Origin of the sequence: Burkholderia pyrrocinia (genome assembly GCF_018417535.1) — a bacterium.
Lineage (GTDB): Bacteria > Pseudomonadota > Gammaproteobacteria > Burkholderiales > Burkholderiaceae > Burkholderia > Burkholderia pyrrocinia_E.
The window spans coordinates 2,227,737-2,241,505 of the sequence record NZ_CP070977.1; the positions used below are offsets into that span (position 1 = coordinate 2,227,737).

12 protein-coding genes are annotated in these 13,769 nt (G+C 68.5%); 5 read left to right on the forward strand and 7 right to left on the reverse strand.

Annotation, left to right across the window (positions count from 1 at the left end; all coding sequences use genetic code 11):
* Nucleotides 1-158 precede the first annotated feature (158 nt).
* The 3 genes from bluB (at nt 159) to JYG32_RS10415 (ending at nt 3,606) form a co-directional block, all read left to right on the forward strand.
* Nucleotides 159-941: a 5,6-dimethylbenzimidazole synthase gene (gene bluB, locus JYG32_RS10405; RefSeq protein WP_213263505.1), complete on the forward strand. Its 783-nt coding sequence runs from the start codon at nt 159-161 to the stop codon at nt 939-941.
* Nucleotides 942-1,181: 240 nt separating this feature from the next.
* On the forward strand, nt 1,182-2,351 hold the full coding sequence (locus JYG32_RS10410) for an MFS transporter (protein WP_174383685.1): 1,170 nt from the start codon (nt 1,182-1,184) through the stop codon (nt 2,349-2,351).
* 94 nt (nt 2,352-2,445) lie between these two features.
* Complete coding sequence (locus tag JYG32_RS10415) at nt 2,446-3,606, forward strand: MFS transporter (RefSeq protein ID WP_213263506.1); 1,161 nt, start codon at nt 2,446-2,448, stop codon at nt 3,604-3,606.
* 80 nt (nt 3,607-3,686) lie between these two features.
* Here JYG32_RS10415 and fahA read toward each other — a convergent pair whose 3' ends face one another.
* Genes fahA through JYG32_RS10440 form a run of 5 tightly spaced genes read right to left on the reverse strand, consistent with a single transcriptional unit; the run spans nt 3,687 to nt 9,616 of the window.
* On the reverse strand, nt 3,687-4,991 hold the full coding sequence (gene fahA / locus JYG32_RS10420) for a fumarylacetoacetase (RefSeq protein WP_213263507.1): 1,305 nt from the start codon (nt 4,989-4,991) through the stop codon (nt 3,687-3,689).
* Nucleotides 4,988-6,322: a homogentisate 1,2-dioxygenase gene (gene hmgA / locus JYG32_RS10425; protein ID WP_213263508.1), complete on the reverse strand. Its 1,335-nt coding sequence runs from the start codon at nt 6,320-6,322 to the stop codon at nt 4,988-4,990. Before hmgA ends, fahA begins: the two co-directional genes overlap by 4 nt.
* Before the next feature lie 15 nt (nt 6,323-6,337).
* On the reverse strand, nt 6,338-7,699 hold the full coding sequence (locus JYG32_RS10430) for an MFS transporter (protein ID WP_213263509.1): 1,362 nt from the start codon (nt 7,697-7,699) through the stop codon (nt 6,338-6,340).
* Nucleotides 7,696-7,926, reverse strand: a complete 231-nt coding sequence (locus JYG32_RS10435; RefSeq protein ID WP_174383690.1) for a DUF2783 domain-containing protein — start codon at nt 7,924-7,926, stop codon at nt 7,696-7,698. Before JYG32_RS10435 ends, JYG32_RS10430 begins: the two co-directional genes overlap by 4 nt.
* Nucleotides 7,927-7,954: 28 nt before the next feature.
* Nucleotides 7,955-9,616: an FAD-dependent oxidoreductase gene (locus tag JYG32_RS10440; RefSeq protein ID WP_213263510.1), complete on the reverse strand. Its 1,662-nt coding sequence runs from the start codon at nt 9,614-9,616 to the stop codon at nt 7,955-7,957.
* A gap of 340 nt (nt 9,617-9,956) precedes the next feature.
* Between JYG32_RS10440 and JYG32_RS10445 the strand changes: the two genes are divergently transcribed.
* Nucleotides 9,957-10,760: an EAL domain-containing protein gene (locus tag JYG32_RS10445; RefSeq protein WP_174379821.1), complete on the forward strand. Its 804-nt coding sequence runs from the start codon at nt 9,957-9,959 to the stop codon at nt 10,758-10,760.
* 142 nt (nt 10,761-10,902) lie between these two features.
* Here JYG32_RS10445 and JYG32_RS10450 read toward each other — a convergent pair whose 3' ends face one another.
* On the reverse strand, nt 10,903-11,313 hold the full coding sequence (locus JYG32_RS10450; RefSeq protein WP_213263511.1) for a GFA family protein: 411 nt from the start codon (nt 11,311-11,313) through the stop codon (nt 10,903-10,905).
* Between the two features lie 149 nt (nt 11,314-11,462).
* The gene (locus JYG32_RS10455; protein WP_174379823.1) at nt 11,463-12,254 is read right to left on the reverse strand and encodes an IclR family transcriptional regulator; all 792 of its coding nucleotides are present in this window, start codon (nt 12,252-12,254) and stop codon (nt 11,463-11,465) included.
* Nucleotides 12,255-12,515: 261 nt separating this feature from the next.
* Here JYG32_RS10455 and JYG32_RS10460 point away from each other — a divergent pair, with 261 nt between their 5' ends.
* On the forward strand, nt 12,516-13,703 hold the full coding sequence (locus tag JYG32_RS10460) for an acyl-CoA dehydrogenase (protein WP_174379824.1): 1,188 nt from the start codon (nt 12,516-12,518) through the stop codon (nt 13,701-13,703).
* The last annotated feature ends 66 nt before the right edge of the window (nt 13,704-13,769 follow it).

Consider the following 13,769-nt stretch of genomic DNA (forward strand, 5'->3'; position numbering starts at 1 on the left):
CGCGAACGCCACGCGCCGCTCGCTTGCCGGCCGATGTCGCGTCCGGGCGCCGCATCCGCATTCCATCAACAATTCCGTGTTTTGTTTCGACTGATGTAACGCGGCCCGCGCGCGGTCTGCTATCGTTGCGCCGACGTCATCCCCTGCTTTTGCCGCTCATGCGTTTCGACGACTCCGCCATCGCCGCCGTCTACCGCGCCATTTTCGAACGGCGCGACATGCGCCATTTCACGCCGGCGCCCGTCGACCCGGCCGTGCTCGCGCGCTTGCTGCGCGCGGCGCACCATGCGCCGAGCGTCGGCTTCATGCAGCCGTGGCGCTTTATCCGGATCACCGATCCCGCGCTGCGCACCGCGATCCACGCGCTGGTCGAGGCCGAGCGCCGCGCGACCGCCGACGCGCTCGGCGAGCGCCAGGACGAATTCATGCGGCTGAAGGTCGAAGGCGTGCGCGAATGCGGCGAACTGCTGGTCGTCGCGCTCGCCGACGGCCGCGAGCGCCACGTGTTCGGCCGCCGCACGCTGCCGGAGATGGATCTCGCGTCCGCCGCGTGCGCGATCCAGAACATGTGGCTCGCGGCCCGCGCGGAAGGGCTCGGGATGGGCTGGGTGTCGCTGTTCGACGTCGATGCGCTGCGCACGCTGCTGCGGATGCCCGACGGCGCGAAGCCGATCGCGGTGCTGTGCGTCGGGCACGTCGACGCGTTCTATGCGAAGCCGATGCTCGAAGCGGAGCGCTGGGCCGCGCGGATGCCGATCGAAGCGTGCCTGTTCGAGAATAGCTGGGACGATCCAGCCGCGCTCGACGCCGCCGGATCGCCTGCGTCGTCTGCGGACACGGACGCAAAACCGGACGCAAACGCGCCACGCACATCGAACGCCAGCGCCGAACCGGCGCGAGCCGACGCGCTCCCCGACGGCTCGCCCGAACGCATCGTCTGAAGCACGGCCCGGCAGCCGCATTCGTTCCGCCCCCGACGAATTCGCGTCCGCAAACCACCGTCGAATCCCACACTGTGAGCTTCCCGCCCGCTGCCGCGTCGCACGCCGGCAACATCCGTTTTGGCCCCGAGCATAAGGGTTTTCACTGAAGTAGAATCGCGGCTGTCGTCCGCCTTCCCGTCCGCCCGTCCCGCGCATCCTGCGCCAGCCCGAGCGGCGGCTTTTCCCGAGCCTACCGCGATGCCCTTGCCTCTTTTCGCCCTTGCCGTCGCCGCATTTGGAATCGGTACCACCGAATTCGTGATCATGGGGTTGTTGCCCAACGTCGCGCGCGACCTCGGCGTATCGATTCCGGCCGCCGGGATGCTCGTGTCGGGCTACGCGCTCGGCGTGACGATCGGCGCGCCGATCCTCGCGATCGTCACCGCGAAGATGCCGCGCAAGCGCGCGCTGATGGGCCTGATCGGGCTGTTCATCGCGGGCAACCTGTTCTGCGCGATCGCGCCGGGCTATGCGGTGCTGATGGCCGCGCGCGTCGTCACCGCGTTCTGCCACGGCGCGTTCTTCGGGATCGGCTCGGTGGTCGCGAGCAACCTCGTCGCGCCGAACCGCCGCGCACAGGCGATCGCGCTGATGTTCACCGGCCTCACGCTCGCGAACGTGCTCGGCGTGCCGCTCGGCACCGCGCTCGGCCAGGCGTTCGGCTGGCGCGCGACGTTCTGGGCCGTCACCGGCATCGGCATCGCCGCGGCCGCCGCGCTCGCGGTCTGCCTGCCGAAGAACCTCGCGATGCCCGACACCAGCATCACGCGCGAATTCAGCGTGCTGAAGCATCCGCAGGTGCTGATGGTGCTCGGCATCAGCGTGCTCGCGTCCGCGAGCCTGTTCAGCGTGTTCACGTACATCACGCCGATCCTCGAGGACGTGACGGGCTTCTCTCCGCGCCAGGTCACGTATGTGCTGCTGCTGTTCGGCCTCGGGCTGACGGTCGGCGGCACGCTCGGCGGCAAGCTCGCCGACTGGCGCCGGATGCCGTCGCTGATCGCGACGCTCGCGCTGATCGGCATCGTCCTCGCGCTGTTCGCGGGCACGATGCATTTGCCGTTCGCCGCGCTCGCGACGATCTTCGTGTGGGGCATCCTCGCGTTCGCGATCGTGCCGCCGCTGCAGATCCTGATCGTCGATCGCGCGAGCGACGCGCCGAACCTCGCGTCGACGCTGAACCAGGGCGCGTTCAACCTCGGCAACGCGACGGGCGCGTGGCTCGGCGGGATGGCGATCGGCTCCGGCGTGCCGCTCGTGAACCTGCCGTGGGTCGGCGTCGCGATGGCCGTCGCGGCGCTGGCGCTCACGCTGTGGTCCGCGTCGCTCGAACGCCGCCCGGTGGCCGCGCCGACCGAATACGTGTAACGCGGGGCCGCGCGCATTCGTTGCGCGCGCAACTCCATTCGATCCTGATGGCCTTCATGGACCTTTCAAGGCCCCCGGTGTAGCATCCCCGCCGATGAAAGCCATTCTCAATCGCGATTTCCTCGCACTCATCCTGAGCGTCGCGGTCGTCGGCCTCGGCACCGGCGCCACGTTGCCGCTCACCGCGCTCGCGTTGACCGAAGCCGGACACGGCACCAACGTCGTCGGCATGCTGACGGCCGCGCAGGCGCTCGGCGGCCTCGCAATCGTCCCGTTCGTCACCGCGCTTGCGCGGCACATCGGCTCGCGCCGCGCGATCGTCGTGTCGGTCGTGCTGCTCGCCGCGGCCACCGCGCTGATGCAGTTCACGTCGAACCTGATCCTGTGGGGCGTGCTGCGCGTGCTGTGCGGCGCCGCGCTGATGCTGCTGTTCACGATCGGCGAGGCGTGGGTCAACCAGCTCGCCGACGATTCGACGCGCGGCCGCGTCGTCGCGATCTACGCGACCAATTTCACGCTGTTCCAGATGGCGGGCCCCGTGCTCGTCAGCCAGATCGCCGGTGCGACGAGCATCCGCTTCGCGCTGTGCGGCGCGCTGTTCCTGCTCGCGCTGCCGACGCTCGCGACGATCCGGCGCGCGCCGCTCGCCGGCGACGACGCACGTCACGCGGAACACGATCACTGGCTCGCGGTGCTGCCGCGCATGCCCGCGCTGATCATCGGCACCGGGTTCTTCGCGCTGTTCGATACGCTCGCGCTGTCGCTGCTGCCGCTCTATGCGATGGATCACGGCGTCGCGAGCGCGACCGCCGTGCTGCTCGCGTCGATCATGCTGTTCGGCGATACCGCGATGCAGTTCCCGATCGGCTGGCTCGCGGACAAGCTCGGCCGCGAACGCGTGCACCTCGGCGCGGGCTGGATCGTGCTGGCCGGCCTGCCGCTGCTGCCGTTCGTGATCGCGAACCCGTGGCTGTGCTGGCCGCTGCTGTTCGTGCTCGGCGCGGCGGCCGGCAGCATCTATACGCTGTCGCTCGTCGCGTGCGGCGAACGCTTTCGCGGCGCGGCGCTCGTCACCGCAAGCTCGCTCGTGTCGGCGTCGTGGAGCGCCGCGAGCTTCGGCGGCCCGCTCGTTGCGGGCGCATTGATGGAGCAACTGGGCAGCAACGCGCTGGTCGGCGTGCTGGTCGTCTGCGTCGCGGCGTTCGTCGCGGCCGCGCTGTGGGAACGCCGCGCCACGTTGCAACGCGCGGTCTGACACGCGCCGTCACACAATGACGACGGCCCGCATGATGCGGGCCGCCCGGTACTGCCGTACTACGCGCTGCGTCTTGCGCGTTACGCGTTACGCGCCGGCAGGATCTTGCCGGCGCAGGTGCCGAAGCCGACGCGATAGCCGTCGCCCTGGCACCACCCGGCGAGCGTGAGCTCGTCGCCGTCCTCGATGAACGCGCGGCTGCCGCCGCCGTCCAGTGCAAGCGGTTCCTTGCCGTTCCACGTCAGCTCGAGCAGGCTGCCGAACGAATCTTTCGTCGGCCCGCTGATCGTGCCCGAACCCATCAGGTCGCCGACCCGCGTGTTGCAACCCGCGACCGTGTGATGCGCGAGCTGCTGCGCCATCGTCCAGTACATGTGCTTGAAGTTGGTGCGGCTGATCGACGTCGCGTGCGCCGCCCCTTCGGCGCGCAATGTCACTTCGAGCGCGATGTCGAATGCATGCTTGCCCGCATGCTGCAGATACGCAAGCGGCTGCGGCACCTGCTCCGGCTGCGCGGTACGGAACGGTTCGAGCGCGTCGAGCGTGACGATCCACGGCGAGACCGTCGTCGCGAACGTCTTCGCATTGAACGGGCCGAGCGGCACGTATTCCCACTGCTGGATGTCGCGCGCGCTCCAGTCGTTCAGCAGCACCATCCCGAAGATATGCGCTTCCGCGTCCTCGCACGCGATCGGCTCGCCGAGCGCGTTGCCCTTGCCGACGATGAAGCCCGTCTCCAGCTCGATGTCGAGCTTGCGGCACGCGCCGAACACCGGACGCTCCTGGTCGGGCAGCTTCAGTTGCCCGTTCGGGCGCCGCACCGGCGTGCCGCTCACCACCACCGACGACGCGCGGCCGTTGTAGCCGATCGGCATCTCCGACCAGTTCGGCAGCAGCGCATTCTTCGGATCGCGGAACATCGAGCCGACGTTGGTCGCGTGCTCCTTCGACGAATAGAAATCGGTGTAGCCGGGAATCTCGACCGGCAGATGCAGCGTCGCGTCGCGCTGCGCGACGAGCACCTGCGCGCGCAGCGCCGCGTCGTCGCGCAGTCTCGCGTTGTCGCGCGAGAACAGGTCCGACAGTTGCACGCGCACGCTGCGCCATGCATCGCGGCCGAGCGCGATGAATGCATTGAGCGTCGGCGCGGCGAACGCATCGGCGCCGGCCGGCAGCGTCACGAGGCCCGCGCGCGCAAGCGCCGCGAGATCGACGATCTGGTCGCCGAGCGCGACGCCCGCACGGCGCGCCGCCTGCTTCGCGTCGCTGAAGATCCCGAATGGCAGGTTCTGGATCGGGAAATCGCAGGCGGGATCGTTCGCCGTGTCGACCCAGCTCTTGCGGGCCGGGTCGAGCGTCGCGCGCCAGTCTTGGGTATCGCTCATCGTTGCTCCGCATTGAAGTGTTTCTTGATGCCTTGCCAGCATTCGAAGTAGTCCGCCTGCAGTTGCGCGGTGTCGAGCGCGTAGCGCGTCGGCCGGATCAGCGTGCGGGTCTCGAACATGAACGCCATCGTCGCGTCGACCTTGTGCGGCTTCGTCGTGTCGCTCGCGGACGCCTTCTCGAACGTGTCCGCGTCGGGCCCGTGGCCCGACATGCAGTTGTGCAGGCTCGCGCCGCCCGGCACGAAGCCTTCGGCCTTCGCGTCGTATGCGCCGTGCACGAGCCCCATGAACTCGCTCGCGACATTGCGGTGGAACCATGGCGGGCGGAACGTATCCTCGGCCGCGAGCCAGCGCGGCGGGAAGATCACGAAGTCGATCGTGTCGACGCCCGGCGTGTCGCTCTGCGACTGCAGCACGAGGAAGATCGACGGATCGGGATGGTCGAAGCTGATCGAGCCGATCGTGTTGAACAGGCGCAGATCGTATTTGTACGGCGCGTAGTTGCCGTGCCACGCGACGACGTCGAGCGGCGAATGGCCGATGTCCGCGCGCCACAGCCGGCCGTTCAGCTTCGCGATCAGCTCGAACGCGCCTTCGCGGTCTTCGTACGCGGCCTGCGGCGTCAGGAAGTCGCGCGGGTTCGCGAGACCGTTCGAGCCGATCGGGCCGAGATCCGGCAGGCGCAGCTGCGCGCCGAAGTTTTCGCAGATGTAGCCGCGCGCGTCGCCGTCCGGCAGCGCAACGGAAAAACGCACGCCGCGCGGAATCACCGCGATCTCGAACGGCTCGACGTCGAGCCGGCCGAATTCGGTCGCGATGAAGAGCCGCCCCTGCTGCGGAACGATCAGCAGTTCGCCGTCCGCGCTGTAGAAGAAGCGGTCCTGCATCGAGCGGTTCGCCGCGTACAGGTGAATCGCGCAGCCGTTCATCGCGGCCGCCGAGCCGTTGCCGGCCATCGTCACCAGAGCGTCGACGAAATCGGTCGGCTCGACCGGCATCGGCAGCGGATCCCAGCGCAACTGGTTCGGCGGCGTCGGCGGCACGTCGGCCGAATCGCCGAATTCCGACACGAGCCGCTGCAGGCCCGCATACGGCTCGAACGGCCGGTGCACGGCGGCCGGGCGGATACGGTACAGCCACGAGCGGCGGTTGTGGCCGCGCGGCGCGGTAAACGCGGTGCCCGACAGCTGCTCCGCATACAGCCCGTACGGCGCGCGCTGCGGCGAGTTGCGGCCGTGCGGCAGCGCGCCGGGCAGTGCCTCGGTCGCGAATTCATTCGCGAAACCGCTCAGGTAGCCAGCGGTCGCCGGTTTCGACAAGTCAAGCGTCATCGTTTCCTTTCTCCATCAATTCAAGGCGGCCTTCGGCGCCTGCGCGCCGTTGCGCCGCGTTACGCCCGCCAGGCCAAGGACGAACAGCGCCGAGCACAGCACCGGCACCGCGGCCGCGTGGAACAGCGCACCGTTCGACCAGTTGAGCGCAATCAGTTGTCCGCCGACGAGCGGCCCGAGCACCGAGCCGATCCGGCCGATGCCGAGGCTCCAGCCGATGCCCGTCGAGCGCAGCGACGTCGGGTAATACTGGCCCGCGAGCGCATTCACGGCCGGCTGCCCGCCGACCACGCAGAACCCGCCCGCGAACACGACGACCAGCAGCCACGGCAGCGCATGCGCGACCGAGCCGATCAGCCCCACCGACACGGCCGCGCACGCGAAGCAGGCGAACAGCACGCGTACGAAGCCGTGGCGTTCGATGAACCAGCCGAGCGACAGCGTGCCGATCACGCCGCCCGTCTGCAGCACCGTGCCGACGATCACCGCGGTGCCCGGCGAATAACCCGCGTCGCGCATCACGGTCGGCAGCCAGTTCGACAGGAAGTACAGATCGATCAGGTTCATGAAGCTGATCGCCCACAGCAGCAGCGTGACCGGCAGGCGGCCGTGGCGGAACAGCTCGGCGACCGGTGCGCCCGTCGCGGCGCGCTCGCGCACGACGAGCCGCGTGTCCGCATCGATGCCGGCCTGCGGCGCGAAGCGCGCGAGCCAGTCGCGCGCCTGCGCGACGCGCCCTTTCAGCACCAGGAACTGCAGCGACTCGGGCAGCCGCGCGACCATCGCGATCGTGAGCACGAGCGGCACCGCGCCTCCGACGAAGAACACCGAGCGCCAGCCGAACGACGGAATCAGCACGGCGCTGATGAAGCCGCCGATCGCAGCGCCAAGCGTGAAACCGCACGACACCATCATCATCCGCTTCACGCGGTGCGCGGCCGGGCTGAACTCGCCGACCAGCGCCATCGCGTTCGGCATGATGCAGCCGAGGCCGAGGCCCGTGACGAAGCGCAGTGCCATCAGCACGGGAATCGAGCTCGCGAACGGCGTCGCGAGCATCGTCACCGCGAAGAACAGCGTCGAGCCGATCAGCACCGGGCGCCGCCCGATCCGGTCGGCCAGCACCGACAGCCCGAGCGCGCCGAGCAGCATCCCGAACAGGCTCGCGCTGAATACCGGGCCGAGCGCCTGCTTCGGCACGCCCCATTCGGCGATCACGCTCGGTGCGACGTAGCCCATCGCCTGCGCATCGAAACCGTCGATCACGAGGCACAGCCCGCACAACACCAGCAGCATCCAGTGAAAGCCCGGGCGATGGGTCTCGTCGATCACGCGCTCGACTTCGAGCACGCGCACGTCGGCCGGCGCCGCGCTCATTGCGCCACCTCGGCGGCCGGATGCACGGGCGGCGTCACGCCCTGGCGCGCGAGCGCCATCGCTTCGCGCAGCACGTCGGCGTCGCCGATCTGGTTCGCGAGCAGCAGGATCAGCTTCGCGTTGACGAGCTGGCTGTCGCCGTCGGACAGGTCGCGATGCATGTCGATCAGCGCTTCGTAGAACGCGTCCGGATCGGCCAGGCGCGGGCGGGTGTCGAGTCGGGGCATGACGGGGTCTCCGGTGTCGTTATCGTATTCAGCGTGCGCAGGTCGCGCGCGCCAGTGCGTCGGCAATCGCCTGACGGTCGAGCGCGCGCGTGCGTGCGCAGACATGCTGGTCGGGACGCAGCAGGTAGAACGTGCCGGGCTTCGCGTCATAGCGTTGCGCGGCGAAACCGTCGACGTCCTCCACGACGTCGACGCCGGCCACCGGCTGCGCGTGCCCGGCCGGCACGACGAGCACCGGCCGCACCGGCAGCGCGAGGCCGTCGACGGCCTGCGCGAGCGCGGCCGCGTCTCCCGGCAACCCGAACAGCATGCCGGTGAAGCCGCCGCGCAGGTGCTGCAGCAGCCAGCCCGACGCCCCCTGCGCGCGCACCGGCGCATCGGCTGCCGCCGCACCCGGCCGCATCGCGCCCGCGAATGCGTCGCCGCCGCGGTCCGGCGTGTTCAGCGGCGAATCGGCCAGCACGGCCGGCACCGACAGGCGGCCGCTGTTCACGAGCTTGCGCGCGAATTCGCAATCACGCGCGAGCTTCAGCGTCGCGTCGCGGAACACGCGCGACACCGGGCTCTTCGGCGTGATGAAATCGGTCGAGCGCGTCGAGTTGCGGATGTTCTCGTCGGCCGCGAACTCGCGCTCGCTCGCGTACGTATCGAGCAGGCGGTCGGTCGAGCGGCCGTCGAGCACGAGCTTCAGCTTCCATGCGAGGTTGTCCGCGTCCTGCACGCCGCTGTTCGCGCCGCGCGCGCCGAACGGCGACACGCCGTGCGCGGAGTCGCCCGCGAACAGCACGCGGCCGTGACGGAACGTGTCCATCCGCTGGCAGCGGAACGTATAGACGCTCACCCATTCGAGCTCGAACTCGACGTCCGGCCCGAGCAGCGCACGCACGCGCGGGATCACGCGCTCCGGCTGCTTCTCGGCGACGGGATCGGCGTCCCAGCCGAGCTGGAAGTCGATGCGCCACACGTTGTCGGGCTGGCGATGCAGCAGCACCGACTGGTTGCGGTGGAACGGCGGATCGAACCAGAACCAGCGCTCGGTCGGAAACTCCGCCTTCATCTTCACGTCGGCGATCAGGAAGCGGTCCTTGAACGTGCGGCCGTGGCTTTCGAGGCCCATCATCGTGCGCATCGGGCTGCGCGAGCCGTCGGCCGCGATCACGTACTGCGCGCGCAGCGTCGCGACGCCCTCCGGCGTCTCGATCGTCAGCACCGCATGTTCGTCCGACTGCTCGACGCCCGTCACCTTGTGCTTCCAGCGGATGTCGATGTTCGGCAGCTCGAACGCGCGATCGGCCAGATAGCCTTCGACGTAGTACTGCTGCAGGTTGATGAACGCGGGGCGCGCATGCCCTTCCTCGGGCAGCAGGTCGAATGCGTAAAGCTGTTCGTCCTGCAGGAACACCTTGCCGACATGCCAGCTCACGCCCTTGTCGACGAAGCGCTCGCCGCAGCCGAGCCGGTCGAAGATCTCGAGCGTGCGCTTCGCGAAGCAGATCGCGCGCGAGCCGGTCGACAGCGTGTCGTCGTCGTCGAGCAGCACCACGGGCACGCCCTGCTGCGCGAGGTCGATCGCCGCGGACAGGCCCACCGGACCCGCGCCGACGACGATCACCGGGTGAATGGCCGCGTCTTGCGCATGCGGACGGTACCCGAACTTCAGCGTCTGGTAATCGATGCTCATGGTCGCCATCCGCTCCTCAACCCTGCCGTGCGTGCGCCGGCGCGCCCGTCGCCTGCCGGCGCGCCCGCCCGCCTTTCCTGTCAACCGCCACGTCTCGCTCCTTGCTTCCTGTTGATTCGCGAACGGCGCCGTCGAGCGGCGCCCGAATGCCGCATTTCTTGATCGGCGACAAATCCTGGATTTACGAATAGTAAAACCAATTACGAATAGTGAAATCAACGTAAACCCTAGGCGCCAGTTCCAGAACGGGATAACCATATGAGCGAAACGCCAAGCCGAGCGTGGCGCGCGCTGCTAATATCCAGATACGAGGCGGCCCGTTCGGCCGCCGTTTTTCCTTCTCACGCCGATGATTCCGCCCACCATTCCCGAGCTGGTCGCCCGTGCCGGGCAACTGCCGTATCTGCGGGATCACCTCGCGCTTGCCGAAGGCGGCATCGCGAGCGCGAATCTGCCCGAGCGCACGCTCGGCAGCGCCTACGAACCGATCTACGACGTGACGATGCCCGGCGCGCCGCAATCGACGTCGTTCGCCGATACGATCGAGCGCTACGGCGACGAACTCGGCTTCCAGGCCGTCACGCTCGTCACCGGTGCGCCGCACGATCCGGTCGACTCGGCCGTCGACGACCAGACGCTCGTCGCGATCGACCGCCTGTCGCGCGCGCTGCACGCGATCAACTTCTTCGGCGCGCAGCGCCACGGGCTGCTGTTCCTGCGCGTGCACGAACGGCTGCTGAAGAGTGTGAAGTACGACCACGGCAAGCATTTCTCGTCGGTGCTGCAGCGCTTCGGGCTACCGACCGAGCGGGTCGTGATCGAGCTGCCGGCGGTCGCGGTCGCGCACAAGACCTTCCTCGGCTACCTGACGCGCAGCTACCAGCATCACGGCTTCAAGGTCGCGGACAAGCTGCCCGATCCGGGCCGCATCCTCGCGGTCGAATCGGACATGGCGCGGCCCGACTACATCAAGATGGATGCCGGCATCGCGTTGCGCGACGGGATGGTCAAGGCGCTCGTCGCGTATGCGCAGCGCGTGCGGATTCCGCTGATTTTCGACGGCGTCGTCGACGAAACGCAGTGCGAGCTGCTGCGCCAGCACGACGTGCGGTTCATGCAGGGGCCCGTGTTTGCGAAGGTCGTGACGGCCTGAATGGATAAGGTAGCCGGCGCGCGCGGGGAGCGGCGCGCCGGATGCCGGTCGCGGGTGTTGTGGTGCTTGCGGGATGGGGGAATCAGGTCGCCAGGCGTGACCCGCTGCCCGACACCTGTCCGTCAGTGCCGATGGTTACCGCTTACGCCCTTCCGCCATCGTCGTACTTGGGCAACTCGTCACCGATCTCGATGCCCGGGAAACGATCCCCATACCAGACGTGCCACGCCGGACGCAGCCGCGACGGCTCGTCGAGCGTCGCGCTATTGATCTCGACCGTCTTCGGCGCGTCGATCAGCCGGTATTCGAGCTGCGCGCCGCAACGGCCGCAGAAGCGCCGCTCGCCCCACGCGCTCGACGCGTAGACGGTCGGCTCGCCCTGCAGGTATTCGAACGCATCGATCGGCACCGATGCCGATGCGACGACCGCCGCGCCGGTCGTGCGCTGGCAGAGCCGGCAGTGGCAGAAACCGGTGTCGGTCGGAACGTGGGCGATACGGTAGCGGATCGCACCGCACGCGCATCCGCCTTCCATCGGTTCCGGGTGAGACATCGCAAACCTCGTCGTCGGGAAACTGACGAACGATGATGAGCGCGGTTCGACCGCGGCACAAGAGACCGTGGCCGCGCCGTCGCCCGCGCTCACCCGCACCGGAGACGCAACGGCTGCGGCGCGAGGGCAATAGCCGCGCGCCGCCTTGTTCAGGCCGTCGGCCCGAGCCGCTGCGCGAGCGCCTTCAGCTTCGGCCCGACCTGCGTACGGAACACGTCCTCGTCCATCGACGATGCGGGGCCGCTGCAACTCAGGATCAGCCAGCGCCCCTCGCGCGGCTCGCGAAACGGCACGGCCGCCGCGTTCACGTCCATGTGCCACGCGCGAAACGAATAGCAGCAACCGCCCGCCGAGAACTCGGCCACCGCGTGCTGCGCGGCGGCGACCAGCGCATCGGCGTCGGCCGCGCCGCCGGCCGCGCGGTGCAGTTCCGCATAGAGCGCGCGGCGCACGTCCTCCGGCTGCACGGCTAGGTACGCGCGCCCCATCGAGCTCGTCAGCATCGACAGCCGCGAACCGGGCGCAAGCCCGAGCGTCAGCGCGGTCTCGCTGCGGATCGTCTCCAGATAGATCATGTCGAGCCCGTCGCGGCAGCCGAGCGACACGGCCGCGCCGATCTCGCGCGCGAGCGCCTGCATGTGCGGCCGCGCGAGGTCGATCGTCCCCGAGCCCGACAGCAGCGCGTAGCCGAGCGACAGCACGCCGGCGTCGAGCGCATACTTTCCGAGCGTCTCGTCGTAGCGCAGGTAGCCGAGCACGGTCAGCGTATAGGCGAGCCGGTTCACGGTCGCCTTCGGCAGCCCCGTGCGCTCCGCGAAGTCGCGGTTGCCGAGCATCGTCTCGCCGGGCCGGAATGCGCGCAGCAGGTCGAGCCCGCGCGCGAGCGCGACGACGAACTTGCGTTCGTCGATCGTGGTTTCGTCGATGGTTGAAAGTGTCATCTGGTGCTACACTGGGTTCGATTTGCAAAACATTGTTCCGCACAGCGGAACTCAAGTCAAGCGAATCGTTGGCATGAGGCCCGGCTAAACCGGGGACGACCGCAAGGCATGGGATCAGAGTAAGCGCTGAAGCGTCAACGCTGACCGACCGCAAAGGCATGGGGTCCGCGTAAGCGCTGAAGCGCTAACGCTGACCGACCGCAAAGCATGGGGTCCGCGTAAGCGCTGAAGCGCTAACGCTGACCGACAGGAGATGAGACGATGGGTGCTGCAACTTTTCATTGGGACGATCCGCTGCTGCTCGACCAGCAACTGACCGAAGAAGAACGGATGGTGCGCGATGCCGCGCAGGCTTACGCGCAGGACAAGCTCGCACCGCGCGTCACCGAAGCGTTCCGCCACGAGCGCACCGACGCAGCGATCTTCCGCGAGATGGGCGAAGTCGGCCTGCTCGGCCCGACGATTCCGGAGGAATACGGCGGCCCCGGCCTCAATTACGTGAGCTACGGCCTGATCGCGCGCGAAGTCGAGCGCGTCGATTCGGGCTACCGGTCGATGATGTCCGTGCAGTCGTCGCTCGTGATGGTGCCGATTTACGAATTCGGCTCGGACGCGCAGAAGCAGAAATACCTGCCGAAGCTCGTGACCGGCGAATGGATCGGCTGCTTCGGGCTGACCGAGCCGAACCACGGCTCCGATCCGGGCAGCATGGTCACGCGCGCGAAGAAGGTGCCCGGCGGCTACTCGCTGTCCGGCGCGAAGATGTGGATCACGAACTCGCCGATCGCCGACGTGTTCGTCGTGTGGGCAAAGCTCGAAGAAAACGGCAAGGACGCGATCCGCGGCTTCATCCTCGAGAAGGGCTGGAAGGGCCTGTCGGCGCCCGCGATCCACGGCAAGGTCGGGCTGCGCGCATCGATCACCGGCGAGATCGTCCTCGACGAGGTGTTCGTGCCCGAAGAAAACCTGATGCCGAACGTGAGCGGCCTGCGCGGCCCGTTCACGTGCCTGAACTCGGCGCGCTACGGGATCGCATGGGGCGCGCTCGGCGCCGCCGAATCGTGCTGGCACACCGCGCGCCAGTACGTGCTCGACCGTCAGCAGTTCGGCCGGCCGCTTGCCGCGAACCAGTTGATCCAGAAGAAGCTCGCCGACATGCAGACCGAAATCACGCTCGGCCTGCAAGGCGTGCTGCGCCTCGGCCGGATGAAGGACGAAGGCACGGCGGCCGTCGAGATCACGTCGATCATGAAGCGCAATTCGTGCGGCAAGGCGCTCGACATCGCACGGCTCGCGCGCGACATGCTCGGCGGCAACGGCATCTCCGACGAATTCGGCGTCGCGCGCCACCTCGTGAACCTCGAAGTGGTCAACACGTACGAAGGCACGCACGACATCCACGCGCTGATCCTCGGCCGCGCGCAGACGGGCATCCAGGCATTCTTCTGATCGTCCGGATACAGCGCGCCCGGCAGCGACGCCGCGCACGCGCAAAAAGAGACGGCCCGCCCGGCA

Bases quoted from the DNA above. Each gene is read 5' to 3' on its own strand.
- bluB (WP_213263505.1), top strand. From the start codon at position 159: ATGCGTTTCGACGACTCCGCCATCGCCGCCGTCTACCGCGCCATTTTC.
- JYG32_RS10410 (WP_174383685.1), top strand. From the start codon at position 1,182: ATGCCCTTGCCTCTTTTCGCCCTTGCCGTCGCCGCATTTGGAATCGGT.
- JYG32_RS10415 (WP_213263506.1), top strand. From the start codon at position 2,446: ATGAAAGCCATTCTCAATCGCGATTTCCTCGCACTCATCCTGAGCGTC.
- fahA (WP_213263507.1), bottom strand. From the start codon at position 4,991: ATGAGCGATACCCAAGACTGGCGCGCGACGCTCGACCCGGCCCGCAAG.
- hmgA (WP_213263508.1), bottom strand. From the start codon at position 6,322: ATGACGCTTGACTTGTCGAAACCGGCGACCGCTGGCTACCTGAGCGGT.
- JYG32_RS10430 (WP_213263509.1), bottom strand. From the start codon at position 7,699: ATGAGCGCGGCGCCGGCCGACGTGCGCGTGCTCGAAGTCGAGCGCGTG.
- JYG32_RS10435 (WP_174383690.1), bottom strand. From the start codon at position 7,926: ATGCCCCGACTCGACACCCGCCCGCGCCTGGCCGATCCGGACGCGTTC.
- JYG32_RS10440 (WP_213263510.1), bottom strand. From the start codon at position 9,616: ATGGCGACCATGAGCATCGATTACCAGACGCTGAAGTTCGGGTACCGT.
- JYG32_RS10445 (WP_174379821.1), top strand. From the start codon at position 9,957: ATGATTCCGCCCACCATTCCCGAGCTGGTCGCCCGTGCCGGGCAACTG.
- JYG32_RS10450 (WP_213263511.1), bottom strand. From the start codon at position 11,313: ATGTCTCACCCGGAACCGATGGAAGGCGGATGCGCGTGCGGTGCGATC.
- JYG32_RS10455 (WP_174379823.1), bottom strand. From the start codon at position 12,254: ATGACACTTTCAACCATCGACGAAACCACGATCGACGAACGCAAGTTC.
- JYG32_RS10460 (WP_174379824.1), top strand. From the start codon at position 12,516: ATGGGTGCTGCAACTTTTCATTGGGACGATCCGCTGCTGCTCGACCAG.